At 38.1% G+C, this 16,220-nt stretch carries 19 protein-coding genes; 15 read left to right on the forward strand and 4 right to left on the reverse strand.

Features of this window, described 5'->3' with window-relative positions; genetic code table 11:
* Window positions 1–39: 39 nt before the first annotated feature.
* The 7 genes from ACFPYN_RS05970 (at window position 40) to ACFPYN_RS06000 (ending at window position 4,870) form a co-directional block, all read left to right on the forward strand.
* Window positions 40–249 (forward strand): helix-turn-helix transcriptional regulator, encoded by a 210-nt coding sequence (locus ACFPYN_RS05970; protein WP_377733101.1) that lies wholly within the window; start codon window positions 40–42, stop codon window positions 247–249.
* Window positions 246–626, forward strand: coding sequence for a hypothetical protein (locus ACFPYN_RS05975; protein ID WP_377733102.1), 381 nt, complete (start codon window positions 246–248; stop codon window positions 624–626). Before ACFPYN_RS05970 ends, ACFPYN_RS05975 begins: the two co-directional genes overlap by 4 nt.
* 18 nt (window positions 627–644) lie before the next feature.
* Window positions 645–2,090, forward strand: coding sequence for a response regulator transcription factor (locus ACFPYN_RS05980; RefSeq protein WP_377733179.1), 1,446 nt, complete (start codon window positions 645–647; stop codon window positions 2,088–2,090).
* 147 nt (window positions 2,091–2,237) lie between these two features.
* Window positions 2,238–2,432 (forward strand): DUF378 domain-containing protein, encoded by a 195-nt coding sequence (locus ACFPYN_RS05985; RefSeq protein ID WP_377733103.1) that lies wholly within the window; start codon window positions 2,238–2,240, stop codon window positions 2,430–2,432.
* A gap of 221 nt (window positions 2,433–2,653) precedes the next feature.
* On the forward strand, window positions 2,654–3,817 hold the full coding sequence (locus tag ACFPYN_RS05990) for a hypothetical protein (protein ID WP_377733104.1): 1,164 nt from the start codon (window positions 2,654–2,656) through the stop codon (window positions 3,815–3,817).
* 144 nt (window positions 3,818–3,961) lie between these two features.
* Window positions 3,962–4,297 (forward strand): L,D-transpeptidase, encoded by a 336-nt coding sequence (locus ACFPYN_RS05995; RefSeq protein ID WP_377733180.1) that lies wholly within the window; start codon window positions 3,962–3,964, stop codon window positions 4,295–4,297.
* Window positions 4,298–4,327: 30 nt separating this feature from the next.
* The gene (locus ACFPYN_RS06000) at window positions 4,328–4,870 is read left to right on the forward strand and encodes a GNAT family N-acetyltransferase (protein ID WP_377733105.1); all 543 of its coding nucleotides are present in this window, start codon (window positions 4,328–4,330) and stop codon (window positions 4,868–4,870) included.
* Between the two features lie 852 nt (window positions 4,871–5,722).
* Here the strand turns inward: ACFPYN_RS06000 and ACFPYN_RS06005 are convergent.
* Window positions 5,723–6,001: a cation:dicarboxylate symporter family transporter gene (locus ACFPYN_RS06005; RefSeq protein ID WP_377733181.1), complete on the reverse strand. Its 279-nt coding sequence runs from the start codon at window positions 5,999–6,001 to the stop codon at window positions 5,723–5,725.
* Complete coding sequence (locus ACFPYN_RS06010) at window positions 5,883–6,971, reverse strand: dicarboxylate/amino acid:cation symporter (protein ID WP_377733106.1); 1,089 nt, start codon at window positions 6,969–6,971, stop codon at window positions 5,883–5,885. Before ACFPYN_RS06010 ends, ACFPYN_RS06005 begins: the two co-directional genes overlap by 119 nt.
* Window positions 6,972–7,793: 822 nt before the next feature.
* Here ACFPYN_RS06010 and ACFPYN_RS06015 point away from each other — a divergent pair.
* From ACFPYN_RS06015 to ACFPYN_RS06035, 5 genes are all read left to right on the forward strand, one after another.
* Window positions 7,794–8,003, forward strand: a complete 210-nt coding sequence (locus ACFPYN_RS06015; protein WP_377733107.1) for a hypothetical protein — start codon at window positions 7,794–7,796, stop codon at window positions 8,001–8,003.
* A 158-nt stretch (window positions 8,004–8,161) separates the two neighbouring features.
* Entirely contained in the window at window positions 8,162–8,455 is a 294-nt protein-coding gene (locus ACFPYN_RS06020; RefSeq protein WP_377733108.1) for a hypothetical protein, read from the forward strand.
* A 338-nt stretch (window positions 8,456–8,793) separates the two neighbouring features.
* Window positions 8,794–9,450 (forward strand): Type 1 glutamine amidotransferase-like domain-containing protein, encoded by a 657-nt coding sequence (locus ACFPYN_RS06025; protein ID WP_377733109.1) that lies wholly within the window; start codon window positions 8,794–8,796, stop codon window positions 9,448–9,450.
* 327 nt (window positions 9,451–9,777) lie between these two features.
* Complete coding sequence (locus tag ACFPYN_RS06030; protein ID WP_377733110.1) at window positions 9,778–10,029, forward strand: hypothetical protein; 252 nt, start codon at window positions 9,778–9,780, stop codon at window positions 10,027–10,029.
* Window positions 10,030–10,167: 138 nt separating this feature from the next.
* Entirely contained in the window at window positions 10,168–10,416 is a 249-nt protein-coding gene (locus ACFPYN_RS06035) for a hypothetical protein (protein ID WP_377733111.1), read from the forward strand.
* 291 nt (window positions 10,417–10,707) lie between these two features.
* Here the strand turns inward: ACFPYN_RS06035 and ACFPYN_RS06040 are convergent, their stop codons facing one another.
* The gene (locus tag ACFPYN_RS06040) at window positions 10,708–11,754 is read right to left on the reverse strand and encodes a DUF4097 family beta strand repeat-containing protein (RefSeq protein ID WP_377733112.1); all 1,047 of its coding nucleotides are present in this window, start codon (window positions 11,752–11,754) and stop codon (window positions 10,708–10,710) included.
* A complete protein-coding gene (locus ACFPYN_RS06045; protein ID WP_377733113.1) occupies window positions 11,747–12,070 on the reverse strand; it encodes a PadR family transcriptional regulator in 324 nt (107 codons plus the stop codon). Before ACFPYN_RS06045 ends, ACFPYN_RS06040 begins: the two co-directional genes overlap by 8 nt.
* A 264-nt stretch (window positions 12,071–12,334) precedes the next feature.
* Here ACFPYN_RS06045 and hutU point away from each other — a divergent pair, with 264 nt between their 5' ends.
* The 3 genes from hutU to ACFPYN_RS06060 are packed head-to-tail and all read left to right on the forward strand — an operon-like array spanning window position 12,335 to window position 16,218.
* Window positions 12,335–14,008, forward strand: coding sequence for a urocanate hydratase (gene hutU / locus ACFPYN_RS06050; RefSeq protein ID WP_377733114.1), 1,674 nt, complete (start codon window positions 12,335–12,337; stop codon window positions 14,006–14,008).
* Entirely contained in the window at window positions 14,005–15,258 is a 1,254-nt protein-coding gene (gene hutI / locus ACFPYN_RS06055; protein WP_377733115.1) for an imidazolonepropionase, read from the forward strand. Before hutU ends, hutI begins: the two co-directional genes overlap by 4 nt.
* Entirely contained in the window at window positions 15,259–16,218 is a 960-nt protein-coding gene (locus tag ACFPYN_RS06060) for an agmatinase family protein (protein WP_377733116.1), read from the forward strand.
* Window positions 16,219–16,220: the final 2 nt, after the last annotated feature.

Raw genomic sequence — 16,220 nt, forward strand, 5'->3', positions numbered from 1 at the left:
TATATATGTAAAGAACTCTTTACATAAGGAGGGCGAACTTTGCCAGTAGTAAATCGAATAAAAGACATACGAACTGCCCGTGGAATTACGCAAGTTCAAATGGCGATGGACTTACAAATTACGCGTCAAACTATCACAGCCATTGAAAATAACAAATACAATCCGAGTTTGGAATTGGCACTAAAGCTAGTGAACTACTTTCAAGTATCCATCGATGAAATTTTTGAGTTGAAGGAGGCAGACAAATGAACAACACGAAATTTAAAGTGTGGAGCTTTATTTCAGTAATGGTGGGAGCAGCGATTGGAATTGGCATCACCTATTCGATTCAAGGAATGCCAGTTTTGCCGGTGTTAATTGGTTACATCGTTTATGGTGTCATATTAGCGATTTTCTTATTTTTCTTGGGCCGGTCAAAAATTCCTGATACGGATGAACGAACGAGTGTCAATGTTCGGAATTTCTTTGCCTACGGATCAACCATGTTAATCATTACACTATTTTTCATCATTTTTGTTTATCATATGTTCGGCAACGAATCGATTGAAATCAGCACACTCGTTATCTTTTTCTCTGTTGCTTTTGCGATATTAACACTGGGCTCATTTATTACGAGGAAGCTCTAGAAGGAGTGGATGAATTTGATGAATATCCTAATTCTCACAAAGGTTCCGCTCGAAGGACAAGGATTAAAGTGGATCATCACTTCACAACTCCGAGATATCAAAGTGGAAGTTGTGGAAGATGTGGAACAGTTCTCAAAACATGTGAAAGAATACGCTGTTGATTTCTTAATTGTGGATCTTGATTTGTGGGAATCACAACAACCCTCTTTCTTACCTCCACAAGTGCAGTGGCTTGGGATTTCTTCTGAGCGAACATTCCAAACAGCGTATCGAGCACTTAAACATAAAGCGGAAGATTTGTTATTCCGACCGTTTCAACCCGAACACTTGATTAAACATGTTCAACAAGCCCGTTTTCGTTTGCGCAATGAACGAGAGGTGTCTCCTCAACTTAAATCAGCTTCCGAATTGAACCTGACATATGAGGATTTATTAGTAACTGAAACTTACCCAAATACGCCTGTATTAATGAGTGCGATAGTCCCTTCAACTGTTGAAGTAGGTTCTCAATTAGTAAGAACATTAGAAGGATTTTCGTTTCCTACAACTTTTCATGTTTTCCCGTTCTCGGATTTTATTCTCGTCATCCATCAATTGGTCGAACATGAAGAACTTCAAGATAGCTACCGTGCTTTTTTTGCTTCATGGAAAAGTCAGTCTGAAACGTTACTCTCTATTTATCTGTACGAATCGTCTGAAGGAAAAAGCACGCGTGACTTATACCAAAAAATGCGCCGTTTTCAAGAACGTATTTTTTATGACGGCTACGATATTTTATCAGTAGAGTTGTCCGACTTAAAATGGAGAGACCTTGATCCATTTTTGTCTCCTTTGGAACAGCGAACATGGATTGAGATGCTAGAAAAGAAGAAATTAAAAGCGATTCGTGAGTGGTTAGAGCAAGATTTTCTAACACTTGAATCACCGTATCCAGACCCAGAAATGGTACGTATCCGTTTAACAAGTGTATTGGCACAAATGCGAAGATATATGATTGCAAAGTCGATAAACAATGAAACAATCGAAAAACAATATCATCGTTTATTTCAAGACATTGTTCGGGAGCCTGTTATGTATCACATTATTCAAAAACTAGGCGATTTCATTTCTAAATTAATGAATGAGACAAGTTTCCCTGATGAAGGCATCTCCAATTTCTCTGAAAAGGTTCGCGCGATGATGGAATCAAATTATTGGGATTCAAATTGGAACTTAGCCACTTGTGCAGAGGCACTCCATTTAAATAAAAGTACGTTGAGTCGAAAATTTTCTCAAAGCACCGGAAAGAAATTTCGAGACACGTTGCATGAAATTCGCATAAGAGAAGCCAAACGCTTATTAAAAGAAACGAAAGCACCACTTGAAGAAGTAGCAAGATTAGCTGGTTACACACACCAAACGTATTTCAATGCCAAATTTAAAGCGGCAACCGGCAAAACGCCATCTGCGTATAGATTTGATTAAACAGGGAATCAATAATGATGAGTGATTTTCTATGTGACGAATAAAAGATGATTACTTACATATATTTATTTAAAGTGAGAATGTTTAGAATTATTCATATTGGTTATACAATAGATATACAAATATTGTACGAAAGGAGATAGAACCATGAAAAGTTTAAATTCAATTGCACTATTATTAGTTATTATTGGTGGGTTAAACTGGTTGTTGTTTGGTTTATTCCAATGGGATTTGGTAGGCGGACTATTTGGCGGCATGGATAGTGTCTTCGCACGAGTTGTTTACGTATTAGTTGGTATCGCTGCCCTTTATTGTTTAACATTATTCAAAAAAATAAAGTAAGAATTTTATTTTAATAAGTACCAGGTTTCTTAATAGGAGCAAAAAAATGACTACCAATTCGCATATGAATTGGTAGTCATTTTTAGTTTTATTAAAGCTTTCCTTATATGAATATGTAAGTAAAGGAAAAGATGGAATAATGAAACTTTTCAGTTTTTACAACGTATTACAATGAACAAAGTGATGATTTGAACAAAACACAAATTATCAGGGAGGTTACTATGTATAATAAACAACTAAAAATAGCCGGCATCTTTCTCTTGATTAGCTCTTGTTTTCTTTTTGCGTTCTTTTCGATAGAACAGACTGAACAGCAAAAAGAAGTGGTTGCTTCAACAGCAGATAAAAATAAAGAAGCAGTTCGTGCTGTTGTTGAATCGGAATTAACGGTTCCTAATAAAGAATATATTCTAATCCAAAAAAGCATCGATAAAAAAATGGATGAAATAAGAGAAAGCTTACCAGAAGGAAGTAGCTTCGGAATGCCAGAGGACTCTGCTGAATGGATTGCCTACGAGAAATTAGTGAAAAAAACATATGGACCCTACTTTATGGACTATGCTTATGATGACCTTATTCCTACAAATCAGGCTTTCCAGTTCCACTTTAGAACGGAAGAGGAGCAAGTACGTTATCAAATGAAAGTTAGCGATATACAAGTAACTCAAAGTGAAAACGAGTCATCACCTAAGAATTATGACTTTATCGCTCAGGTAGACTATACAAACAACGATGGGAAAGTTACGCAACACGAAATAAAAGGAATGGCGATTCTTTCAGAAGTAGGAAAAATCGGGAAATATTCAATCCGCGATGTCGGTGGTCTAATGGAGAAAATATCTGAGGACAATGGATCTACAGAATTTAATAATCAACAAACAGTTCGTACTGTTCTTGAATCGGAATTTACAGTTCCTAATGAAGAATACTTGCTCATTGTCAAAAATATCGATAAAAAAATGACTGAAATTCGTCAAAGCTCCCCTGAAGTGGGCTTTCTACTTGAGGACTCACCTGAATGGCTTGCCTACGAGGACTTAGTGAAAAGAACATATGGAACTTACTTCATGGACTATGCTTATGATACCCTTATTTCTAATTCTATTGCTTTTCGTTATCACTATGGATATTTAGGCTATGACGAAAATGATCGGTATGCAATGAAAATTAGTGATATACAAGTGACTCAAAGTGAAAACGAGTCGTCACCTAAGAATTATGACTTTACTGCACAAGTAGACTATACAAACAACGCCGGGAAAGTTTCACAACATGTGATAAAAGGTATGGCAATCCTTTCAGAACCGGGGAAAATTGGGAAGTATGTGCTGCGTGAAGACGGCGGTTTAAGGGACAAAATAGATGAAGACAGAGGAAATAATTAAAATCAATTGGCGCTGCATTCCTGTGGTGCTTTTTTAATTCTTATAAATCGGGTGTGTGCATCGCCACCATATAATGTGTTTTAATGTCATGTTCGCCTACTTTTCCATATACCTAATGTAAGACATTCTTCGGGAGATGGGACCATTACTATTTGGATTGATGTTTCAGTAAGTAAACGTCAGCTTAAGCTTTATGATGCAAGTGTATTATTGAAGATGTATCCGATAGCTATCGGAAAAGTGTTGACACCAACGCCAACTGGTAATTACATGATTGTTAATAAAGAATATAATCCGGGAGGGCCTTTTGGGGTTCTCTGGATGGGTTTGTCTAAGCCGCATTACGGAATTCACGGAACAAACGATCCATCATCAATAGGTAAAGAGGTTTCGCATGGGTGTATAAGAATGTTTAATGATGACGTAACTGAACTCTCATCCTTGGTGACAATAGGAACAAATGTATATATACATCGTTGATCAGTTGAGTTGTACAAGGAGGATTTATAAGTGGGACACCAAAAAAGGAACATATATATAAGAGAATTCACTACAGATGATGCCGAGTCCTTATTAGAATTAAACCTAGCCAATCGAAAGATATTTGAAGCGATTACACCTGTATCAAAAGAGGATACGTTTTATACACTTGATGCTCATTTGAAATTAATTGAAGGTTGGGAGCAGGCAAAGAAACAAGGCAGCCGTTACGACTTTGGCATATTTGAAATCCACACTAACAAGCTCATAGGCATGATCGGTCTGTATAAATTGGGTGCAGCTGAAAAATGTATATTGGGCTATTCATTGGATAAGGCGCATTATGGGAAAGGATATGCTACTGAGGCTGTCAGATTAATACTTGATAAGGCGTTTAAGGAATTAGGATTTCATCGGGTTGAAGCGGGTGTTATGCCAAGAAATATAGGATCAGCACGAGTGTTGGAAAAAGTGGGTTTTGTTCTAGAAGGGCTAGCTAGAGATTATATTAAAATCAATGGAATTTGGGAGGATCACTATATATTCTCGATCCTTGAAAATGATTCTTATTAAATCAAAGACTGTTCAGTAATATGGACGAAGCTCTTAATATAATAAAAAAGCCCTCATAGGTAAATTAACTCCCATGAAAATTCAATTATGTTCCTCATTTTCATACACTGTGGTGTAGCGCTAGTTTTGGCTACATGTATGGCTAACGGGGCAGTTTAGTGAAGAAATAATGGTTTGAGGTGATAATATTGGACAAATTTTTACTTATTTTTGGCATACTTGTTTTTATCTATAGTTTCATATTTTTTGTAATGAATTTTATTGGTGAATTTAATGATACAACAATGATTAGTTCTATATTCGCAATGCTTAATGCAAGTATTGCAATAGGAGTTTCAGAGATATTAAGTAGGACAAAAAACTTAGAATAATTTACCTTTAAAATTTCTTATTCACTAGCTGGTGCTTTAGTTGAAGGTCTTCGGTCTGCTTAAGTAACTCTTTTTCTTATTGAACTAACGATGCAGGTTTGTTGAAGAGAAAAAGGTGCAATTTAGATAAAAATAAAGTTTGAGGTGATCTTATGGAATTCCTAGTAGTTGCAATCTTAGTGGTGTATTTGTTTGACTTCACAAAATTAAGAAGCAAAATCTCACAATAATTGAACAAAATGAAAAGGTCATTAATCTATTGGAAGAAATTAAAAATAAATAGTTTTTTCTTCTTCAACTACGGGTGCTTTTGTGAAAAAGACATGAAAAAATGAGCTTGGAAATGCATTTCCAGGCTCATTTTTCTATAATCAATTGTATTTACATTTCAGCCAAGATTTAAAATTTAAGATTTAGCAAAATAGTTAAGACTTCAGCTAGAGTGCACATGCTCAAACGATTTTCCTCACAAAGAGGGCAACTACATTTGATTTATAACTTCTGTTTTAACTTGTTGATTTTTTTCGGATTGATCGACAACTGCAGCTCCCACCAAATCACCCACCACATTTGAAGCTGTACCAGCCATTCCTATCAGCACATCCACACCTGCAATTAAAGCTACAATTTCCAGGGGAAGATTAAACATGGTTAATACGGCGGTAAGTGTTACGAGCCCTGCTGCGGGTATTCCGGCAGTACCAATTGAAAGTAATGTACCAATGAATACGATGGTTAAAAAATTCCATAGGAGAAAAATTAGCACCAGCAATGTTGGCTGCAAAAACAATAGAGGCGCCCATTCGTAATGCTCCCCCGTCGGAATTAAACACTGCACCTAAAGGTAAACTGAAATTGACCATTTTCTCCGAAATACCGGCTTTTTTCCCATTCTCCATGGCAATAGGAAGTGTCGCAATACTACTTGAAGTGAAAAATGCAGAAGTATAGGCGTCTCTAGTGTTTCTAAAGAAGTTTCGAACGGGAATTTTATAAATTTTAAGGATACCGCAATATACGACGAGCCAAAGGATAGCTACTCCTAGATAAAATACGGCTGTAAACTTTAATAATGAGGTAATGGTATCCCAACCCTGCGTTCCAAAAGAAGTGGCTCCAATGGCGAAAATACCAATTGGGGCATAAAGTAAAATTCCTTTAAGGATGCGGAAGAAGAGTACATTCGCTGCGTCAAGTAAGGATTGCAAATCATTTCCGTATTTTTGAAGCTTTTCATCCGTTGAAAAACGCATTCCTGAAAGAGTAATGCCAATAATAATAGCTAAAAATAGGATGGCCATTAAATTACCTGTAGAAAAGGCTGTAAACAAATTGTCAGGAACGATATTTAAAAGGACATTTGAAAGAGATAAGGTTTCCGGTTGATCCACTTCCACGTTCGGAAGAGATAAGGACTCGCCAGGGTTAATCCATAAAGAAAGACCGAGTCCAATGAAAACTGCTGCAGCGGTGGTTAAAGCATAATAGAGAATTAATTTGCCGCCTGTTCTTCCTAATTGTGAGGGATTCATTTGGATGACTGCAAGGACAACGGTGAGAAATACAACCGGCGTAGCAATGAGGCTAAGCATTTTTATCAATAACGTGCCTAATGGTTTAAATACTTGGGCATCTGGTCCCCATACGACCCCAACTAAAATGCCAAGTATGAAACCAATTGTCATTTTTAAAAAGAATGAAGAATTTTTATATGTAGTCCATATAATCAAGTAAACTACCTCCAATTTTGTAGGTTTTCCTACAAATATATATATTACAGCTATATGGTTATATAGTCTGTATATAATACTCTATAAATTAAGCATCTTTTTATTCAGAGAAACCTTTCACGGAAGACAATTTCTTAGATAATTAATAAAAGCACATCACCTTTGAAGGTTAACGGGTTCTGTTTTCGAGTACAAAAAGTAAATTATCACATCAATTCGCACTCCAATCCAGATGCGAATTGGAGTGTCCTTTTTTTGTTAATTTGTAAGGGTTTTAAACCGAATTGAGGGTAAATTAGCACCCTAATTGGCATCCCTTTTAAAAGGATGACAGAAGTTATTGTCAGTTGAATTTGTATGCTAATAGAGGTTCTAATTTCAAGAAGGTTTATTGGGTATTTATGTTAAAATAAACTTTAAAATTATTAACTAACGAAGCAGTTTAGTACAATAAGATAAAAAATAAATCAATCATTTTGAAAAGGTGAAGAAATTGAAATGTTTAAATTGTGATGGTTTTAATGAGAAAATATCAATAACATCGCTTTACGAATACTTTAATCTTTTAGAACAACTTAAATTGATAATAAGCCAGGGTACACTGGTACTTACCGAAGGGAATTGTGATATAGAAGACTTGAAATCTGGTGGGACTTTCCCAAAGGATTATATTTTCCACGCTTTTAAATGTGTAAAGTGCAGTAGAAAATATCAACTTTCAGTTGAAACTTATCATGGTTCAGGAGGAAAGTGGGATATAAGCGAAAATTTCTAGGTATAGAACGAACGGGTGCTTAGTTACATAAATAGGGAGGATTTATAGTGGAAACTGAAACATATATAAAAGATACTCCAATGTTACTTATGTTTGGACTTATTTTCCTAACTGTTTTTGGATTATGGTTAATAAAAAGAGTTATTTCATACGATTTTAACAATAAAAGCACATTTTCCTTTTTGTGGAATAATTCTGAATTGATTGGCGGCAGCCTTCTCGGAATAGGCTTACTAATTATCGTCGTTTTTTTCTAGAATGTATTGAAGTAACGAGGTGCTTTAGTGAATAACCAATTGCCTTAAAAGGGCAACTTTTCATATGAAATCAATAATTCCTCTCTCGGGGTAATGTTAACGTGATAATCCCATTTACTCAGACATATCATTTTAAAAACACAATAGGAGTTGTCTGTGTGAAGTTGGGGAAAGTTCGTATAATCGGAGTTGGTTTAGTTTTACTAGTCGTAGCATTGTTTATCTATACCCAGGACTCAAGAAAAGAAGAAAAAGCCTATGATGTCTTACTAAAAGAAGTAGATGATATTCAAGAACTCCTTGCTAAAAAAGGTGGGTTCTACGAACAAGTGGCAGAAGATTTGAAAAAAGAAGGATATGACTATTCTATTGCTGGAATGATATATTCTAAAGATGATATTAGACTTAACATTATAGTGCCAAATAACACCGTGGTTACAGAGGTTCTCTAGAGTATAGATAATACTGTTTTTAACTCCCATGAAAATTCAATTATGTTCCTCATTTTCATACTTTGTGGTGTAGCGCTAGTTTTGGCTACATGTATGGCTAACGGGTGCGTTGATCCAAGAAGGATTAACGCATTTCTGGTGGGATTTTGGAAAACCTCAAAATGAACCAGCGATTTTAACGCTCCCCGCAGAAAAAATTGAGATTGATAATTAATTAATTTATATGTACTATCCTCTTCAACAATCGGGCCATATTGAGAGTATTTTGTTGGTGACAAGAAAACAGAATGAGTGACGCAAGGAATAAATGTAATTTACACTTCGCTACGGGGGTACTTATGAAAACTCACTATTATTTAGGTTGGTTTAACAATTTATTTCCAGAGAATCTGGGCAGGGTGTTACAGGAGGATATAACTGATAGAAAATCGCTTGCTATGATTAGCTCGAATCCATCTATTTATGAAGATGATGGTGCTACTGAACGCTCGTGGCTTGACCAGGCAGGCATTATGTTTGATGAATATCATTTAATAAATTATCGCTTACAGAAGGAAGATGCCCGAACGATAATTCAAAATGCTTCAGTCATTTTCTTGTTGGGTGGGAATACTCTTAAACAAAATGTTTTTTTGATGGAATATGAATTATCGGATTCGATTAAAAAAAGCAGCGCTGTTGTGATGGGAGCAAGCGCTGGTGCAATTAACATGTCAGCTAAATGGTTATGCTCGAAAAACTTTGGATATAAAGTTGAAATGAGCTCTGTTTACGACGGAATCGGTCTTGACAATTTTTCCGTCTTGTCTCATTTTGATCTTGAAAATAACTTTGCACTGGTTCAAAGCGAACTATCTCTCCTATCGGAAGAAATAAATATTTATGCGTCGAACAAAGATTGCGCTGTACGTGTAAAGGAAGACAAAATCGACGTTTTTGGCAATGTTTTTTTAATTTCCCACTCAAAGATTCAAAAATTGGATGAGACGCTCTAGTTGTAGTGAATGGATATGGCTTAATTGAATTAATTTCTTTATGCAACGCCTCTATTTTAAATTTAGTGAAGGAGAACTAGGTAAAATAGGAGTGTCCGCAAAGCATAGATGTGCAGATCCGTCTAATGCAATCGGGCGCGAGTGTTGAATATGCCTCTCTTATTTCTTCTTCAACTCCCATGAAAATTCAATTATGTTCTTCATTTTCATACTCTGTGGTGTAGCGCTGGTATTGCGATGCATGGGTGGCTAACGGGGTAGATTAGTGCAAGAGTGAATTGGTAGATGTAAGTTAATTTATAACTGTATATAAAATGGAGGGGTAATGTGAAAGAAAACCAGAACTATCTTATAGGTTCTTTATTAATCTTGTCAGGTACAATTCTGTTAGGCATTATGCACTTATCAATAGCAACTTATATGCCTAATCTGTCAGGATGGAGCACTCCTCCAGGCAAATTCGCCACTGTGCTTAATGATATAAGAGGATGGTTCCCTTATGGTTTAAGCCTTGTCCAAATATTAATTGGAACAACAATACTTCTAAATTACTTCCAAAACAATAAACAGAGTAAATAACTACTTATTGTGCTAACAGATGCTTTACTTCAAGAAGGAGTAAAGCCTTTTTCTTATGGAACTAACGAGGCGGTAGTTCAATAAGAAGGTAGAATCTGAGGGTATATCGAAGTAGTTAAAGGATTGGGAGTGATTTTTTTGAAAAAAGGTTGGATTTCGATAGTTAGTGGCTTAATTATAGGTTTGATTATTTCATACTTTACGCTTGAGTATAACGGGTTGACTATTATTCATCTGAATATAGACGGTGAAGTTAAAAAAACTATAAACGAATTAGATTTTAACCTTATAACAAATTCCTTTTTAATAGTTGTGGCTTCAATTATTGTGATTTCAATACTTCTAAATTTGGTTGATAAGTATAGAAATAATAAAATTCCTTATTAAACTCCCATGAAAATTAATTATGTTCCTCATTTTCATACTCTGTGGTGTAGCGCTAGTTTTGGCTGCATGGATGGCTAACAGGGGCTTTAGTTCAACAAGATCATATAAGTAAAAGGCTTGGAGACATATGTCTCCAAGCCTTTTTTGCGTGCTAATTTACTGTCCAAACAGCTTACGAATCTTAATAAGAATTTGAATGCTAATAGCACTCTTAATTCGATGTTTGTACTTCAAAAGAGAACCCGTTACCTCAATAGGGGCTTTTTGCATCCAGATCAACAGCTAAGTTTATTATGAACTAAACACACTTGCGCTTTTCTTGCCAACAGTGATTTTCCCGTTGTCTGAAGACAGCTGAATCGTGTTGGTTCCATTGCCGAAAGTCGTGCGGGAATTATTCTCTCCAAAAATATCAATTTTTCCATGATCCACTTTTGCACGAATGGTTACATCAGTTGGGTCACTTTCCGTTTCAATCAAAATGCTGCCATTGTCCGTTTCCAAATCAATCATACAGTCGATATGCGTTGTTAGAAGTGTGATTCTGCCATTGTCTGTTTTCCCGACAATTTTTCCGTTTATATATTCCATTACGATGCGTCCGTTGTCTGTTTCTGCATGAACTTGATCGGCATCGATATTACGTAATTCGATTCGGCCATTGTCCGTGTTGGAAGATAGTATGTCGACTTGAACTTTATCGATGTCAATACGACCATTATCGGTTTGGACATCGAGAGTAGAAGCGGCGATTTCTTTTAGTTTTATGCTGCCGTTGTCGGAAGATACTGTCATGGTTTTCCCAAGAATTTTCTCCCCCGAAATGCTGCCGTTATCTGTTTTCATCGAAAGAGCTGTATATGTTTTTATAGGCAGAGCGACATTTACTCTTACATCTTTGCCGAATGAAAGAAAGCTGAAGAAATTAAATTTTGGCCCTTTTAATCGAATCGATAAAGTATCACCGATGACATCTGCAGTTAATACTAGTTTCTCAGGAGCGTTTACAAGCTCTATCGTTGTCGTATCTGTTTCTGAAGGATAAACATGTAAAGAACCATGATTGATATTCATCTCTACTTTTGTAAAGGCGGTATCCGTAATTATAATCAACTTTTTATCTTCTGTATGTGATTTCTCAGGAACATAATTAGTAAGGAGTTCATCTGCAATTTCTTTCGGTGAGCCAAGAGAGCCAGCAATTTCGCTATCTGATTTCCCGTCCTCACGTCCATTCGTAAAATATTCTTTAATATCTTGAAGAATATCGTTTCTTTCATCAGCTGGAAGTCGAGTTAATGCCATTTCAAGTTCATTTAGAAATTGTTGTTCAGTCATTTTTTACACTCTCCTCAATTAATGTATTTACTCCGTAGGTAAAGCTATTCCATTCTTTTAATTGCTCATGTAAATACGTTCTTCCTAAATCCGTCAGCCTATAGTATTTACGAGGTGGACCCTCCGTGGACTCTTGTAAATACGTCGTGAAGTAACCTTCCTTTGTCAAACGTCTTAATAATGGATAGACAGATCCCTCAGAAATCGAAATTTGATCCGATATCTTTTGTACAAGCTCATAACCGTATCGATCTTGCTTATCTAATAAAACAAGCACACACAGATTTAGAACGCCTTTTTTAAATTGAATATTCATCTTTCCGTCCTCCCTTCACTACTAGTTAATGAACAGTACCTTTGATAACACTATATCATGCAGTATTATTCTATGCAAGGTACTGTGGAAAAGTAATTTCAATAATGAAAATTGAAATTTAGTTGATTAATTCGCAATGAATCGTAAATTCTGGATAATAAACTATATTAATAGTTATTTTTTATAAAAAAGTCATTAAATTATAATAAATTATCTGAACTTTCAAGATACAATGAAATTATTGATAAAGGGGGATGACTAATTATGAAGTCAAACACAGAAGGTCGCGTATTCCGATATAGAGGTACAGAGTTACATACAAAAGGGTGGCAGCAAGAGGCGGCACTACGCATGCTTATGAATAATTTAGATCCAGATGTGGCAGAACGTCCTGAGGATTTAGTAGTGTATGGTGGAATCGGCAAAGCAGCACGTAACTGGGAAAGCTTTGATGCAATTGTGCGTTCTTTAAAAGAGTTAGAAAATGATGAGACATTGCTTGTTCAATCTGGGAAACCAGTGGCGATTTTCAAAACACATTTAGATGCACCACGCGTGTTGATTGCCAATTCAAATATTGTTCCTGCTTATGCAAACTGGGAAACGTTCCACGAGTTAGATAAAAAAGGCTTGATGATGTACGGCCAAATGACAGCAGGAAGCTGGATTTACATTGGTTCACAAGGAATTGTCCAAGGAACATATGAAACATTTTCAGAACTTGCGAAACAACATTTCGGAGAGTCATTAAAAGGAACAATTACGTTAACAGCTGGACTTGGTGGTATGGGTGGGGCTCAGCCTTTAGCCGTAACGATGGTTGGCGGAGTGTGTATCGGTATAGAAGTAGATGAAACACGCATTGACCGACGTATTGAAACGCGTTACACAGATGTTAAAACGGATTCATTGGATGAAGCGATTCGCTTGGCTGAAGAAGCAAAAGCTGCTGGCAAAGCGTTATCAATCGGTCTTATTGGCAATGCATCTGATGTCTTACCAGAAATGATTGCTCGTGGATTTATTCCAGACGTCTTAACGGACCAAACTTCAGCACATGATCCGTTAAATGGCTATATTCCATCGGGGATGTCTTTACAAGACGCAGCGAAACTACGTAAAGAAAATCCGGTTGAATATGTCAAGTTATCAAAAGCATCTATGGCAAAACATGTATCTGCAATGGTTGAGATGATGGACAAAGGCGCGGTTACATTTGATTACGGTAACAACATTCGCCAAGTGGCTAAAGATGAAGGCTTTGAACGTGCCTTCGATTTCCCAGGATTTGTACCAGCGTACATTCGCCCTCAATTCTGCGAAGGTAAAGGACCATTCCGTTGGGTAGCACTGTCTGGTGACCCAGAAGATATTCGCAAAACGGACGAAGTGATTTTACGCGAGTTCAGTTACAACACGCATTTATGTAACTGGATCAAAATGGCGCAAGATAAAATTCAATTCCAAGGTCTACCGTCACGTATTTGTTGGTTAGGGTATGGCGAACGTGCGCGTTTCGGGAAAATCATTAACGATATGGTCGCAAGTGGCGAGTTAAGTGCGCCAATCGTCATCGGTCGTGACCACTTAGATTCAGGCTCAGTGGCTTCACCTAACCGTGAAACAGAAGCGATGAAAGACGGTTCGGATGCAGTTGCAGATTGGCCAATTTTAAATGCCATGATTAATGCAGTTGGTGGAGCAACATGGGTTTCTCTTCACCACGGTGGGGGCGTAGGAATGGGTTACTCTATTCACGCGGGAATGGTTATTTTAGCTGATGGTACGAAAGAAGCGGAAGCACGCATTGAACGTGTCTTAACTTCTGATCCAGGTATGGGAATCGTTCGCCACGTTGACGCAGGGTACGATTTAGCTATTGAAACAGCTCGCGAAAAAGGCGTGAATATCCCAATGTTAGAGGGGTCTGGAAAATGACACCTGTATGGATAAAGAATGCCGCACAATTAGTTACCTTAGCCGGTGAAAACGGACCGCGCCGCAAAGAAGGCATGTCTGAACTCAGCATCATTGAAGACGGCAGTGTATTGATGGAAAACGGAGAAATACTTGCAATCGGCTCAACTTCACAACTTGAAGCGTTGTATGGCGAGCGCTCTCATGAAGTGGATGTGATAGATGCTTCAGGTCGATTAGTGACGCCGGGTCTAGTTGACCCCCATACGCACGTAGCTTATGGCGGTAGCCGCGAACGAGAATTTGAAATGCGTCTTGAAGGTTCGACTTATATGGAAATTATGAACGCAGGTGGCGGTATTCACGCAACGACACGTATGACTCGTGAAGCAACAGAAGACGAATTGGTGGCGCAAACAACGCGTCGCCTTGACTCGTTTTTAGCACATGGTGTCACAACGGTTGAAGGGAAAAGTGGCTACGGCTTAGATTTAGAAACAGAATTGAAGCAACTTCGTGCCATGAAGCGATTGAATGAAAGTCATCCAATCGATTTAGTTCCAACGTTTATGGGGGGGCATGCGGTTCCTCAAGAATACAAAGGCCGTGAAGAACAATACATCGATTTATTGGTCAATGACATGTTGCCGAAAGTAGCGGAAGAAGGACTCGCTGTTTTTAATGATGTATTTTGTGAAGTCGGCGTATTCACACCAGAGCAATCCGAACGCATTTTAGAAGCAGGTAAGAAACTTGGATTAATTCCTAAAATCCATGCTGATGAAATTGAATCATATGGTGGCGCTGAACTAGCAGCGAAAGTTGGAGCGATTTCAGCAGAGCATTTATTGAAAGCATCTGACGAGGGTATGCGTTTAATGGCGGAAGCGGGTGTCATCGCTTGTTTATTGCCTGCGACAGCTTTGTACTTACGTGAAGATGCAGCCAAAGGTAGAGCCATGATTGATGCGGGAGTTGCTGTAGCAATTTCGACTGACTGTAATCCAGGGTCTTCACCAACAACTTCGATGCCGCTTGTGATGAATTTGGCGTGTATTTCGATGCGTTTAACACCTGCGGAAGCGCTAGTTGCCGCAACTATGAATGCAGCGTGTGCAATAGGTATGGAAGCGAAAGTTGGATCGCTTGAAGTAGGGAAGCAAGCAGATGTTGTCATGTGGAAAGTTTCCAATTATCAAGAATTACAATATTTATTCGGAGTGAATCATGTCGGCAGTGTGTGGAAAAAAGGCGTTCAGGTGGTGGGTTAAATGAACAATTTACAACCACCAGAATGGTCATGGCGCGATGCTTCTGGAGATTTCGTACATCAGTGGGTAAAGCCGCTAAGTGAAGGTTCTGTGGATATGGTGCTTTACGGAGCGCCTCTTTCACGTTCATCGATCAGCGTTTCAGGTGCTTCGTTATATCCCATGGAATTTCGTAAAATGTGGAAGGGGTTCTCTACATATAATTTTGATGAGGACTTGGATTTATCATCGTATGCAGTGCGTGATGCTGGAGATGTGGTCATGCACACAACAGATATATTGTTGTCGCATGAACGAATTGAAGAAACGACTCGAGAACTGGTGAGCACATATAACGATGCTACGACATGTTTAATCGGTGGGGATCATTCGGTTACCGCTTGTGCAGTAAGAGGGGTCAAACGTGCATTTCCGGACGAGCGAATCGGCATTTTGCAACTCGACACACATTTAGATGTACGCGACCCAGCTGAATTAGGACCGGCGAACGGCACACCGATTCGTCAACTGATTGACGGAGGAATTGTTCGCGGAGAAGACGTTGTTAATATTGGTCTGCACGGGTATTTCAATTCAGCACCATTAGTCGCTTATGCGAAAGAACACGGTATTCGCATGGTAACTTTGCGTAAAGCGCGTGAGCTAGGGGTGGCTCACTGCGTCGAACAACAGGTAGAAGAATTAGTGAAACGAGTAGACCGCGTTTATGTGACCATCGATATGGACGTGCTCGATATCGCAGTAGCACCAGGCGTTCCGGCATCCACACCAGGGGGCATGACCGCGGAAGAACTGTTCATGAGTTTAGTGCGAATTGGTCAACATCACGCTGTTCGTCACATCGATTTCGTTTGCTTAGATCCATCGCGAGACGCCGCAACAAACGCCACGGTGAAAATCGGTGTGTACGCATGGCTAGAGTTCATCACAGGGAGAGTATTAGCACAAAGGAGGAAATAACT

The organism is Paenisporosarcina macmurdoensis (genome assembly GCF_042658845.1).
Taxonomy (GTDB): domain Bacteria; phylum Bacillota; class Bacilli; order Bacillales_A; family Planococcaceae; genus Paenisporosarcina; species Paenisporosarcina macmurdoensis.

Bases quoted from the DNA above. Each gene is read 5' to 3' on its own strand.
- hutU (WP_377733114.1), top strand. From the start codon at position 12,335: ATGAAGTCAAACACAGAAGGTCGCGTATTCCGATATAGAGGTACAGAG.
- ACFPYN_RS06040 (WP_377733112.1), bottom strand. From the start codon at position 11,754: ATGACTGAACAACAATTTCTAAATGAACTTGAAATGGCATTAACTCGA.
- ACFPYN_RS06060 (WP_377733116.1), top strand. From the start codon at position 15,259: ATGAACAATTTACAACCACCAGAATGGTCATGGCGCGATGCTTCTGGA.
- ACFPYN_RS06045 (WP_377733113.1), bottom strand. From the start codon at position 12,070: ATGAATATTCAATTTAAAAAAGGCGTTCTAAATCTGTGTGTGCTTGTT.
- ACFPYN_RS05980 (WP_377733179.1), top strand. From the start codon at position 645: ATGAATATCCTAATTCTCACAAAGGTTCCGCTCGAAGGACAAGGATTA.
- hutI (WP_377733115.1), top strand. From the start codon at position 14,005: ATGACACCTGTATGGATAAAGAATGCCGCACAATTAGTTACCTTAGCC.
- ACFPYN_RS06025 (WP_377733109.1), top strand. From the start codon at position 8,794: ATGAAAACTCACTATTATTTAGGTTGGTTTAACAATTTATTTCCAGAG.
- ACFPYN_RS05985 (WP_377733103.1), top strand. From the start codon at position 2,238: ATGAAAAGTTTAAATTCAATTGCACTATTATTAGTTATTATTGGTGGG.
- ACFPYN_RS05975 (WP_377733102.1), top strand. From the start codon at position 246: ATGAACAACACGAAATTTAAAGTGTGGAGCTTTATTTCAGTAATGGTG.
- ACFPYN_RS05990 (WP_377733104.1), top strand. From the start codon at position 2,654: ATGTATAATAAACAACTAAAAATAGCCGGCATCTTTCTCTTGATTAGC.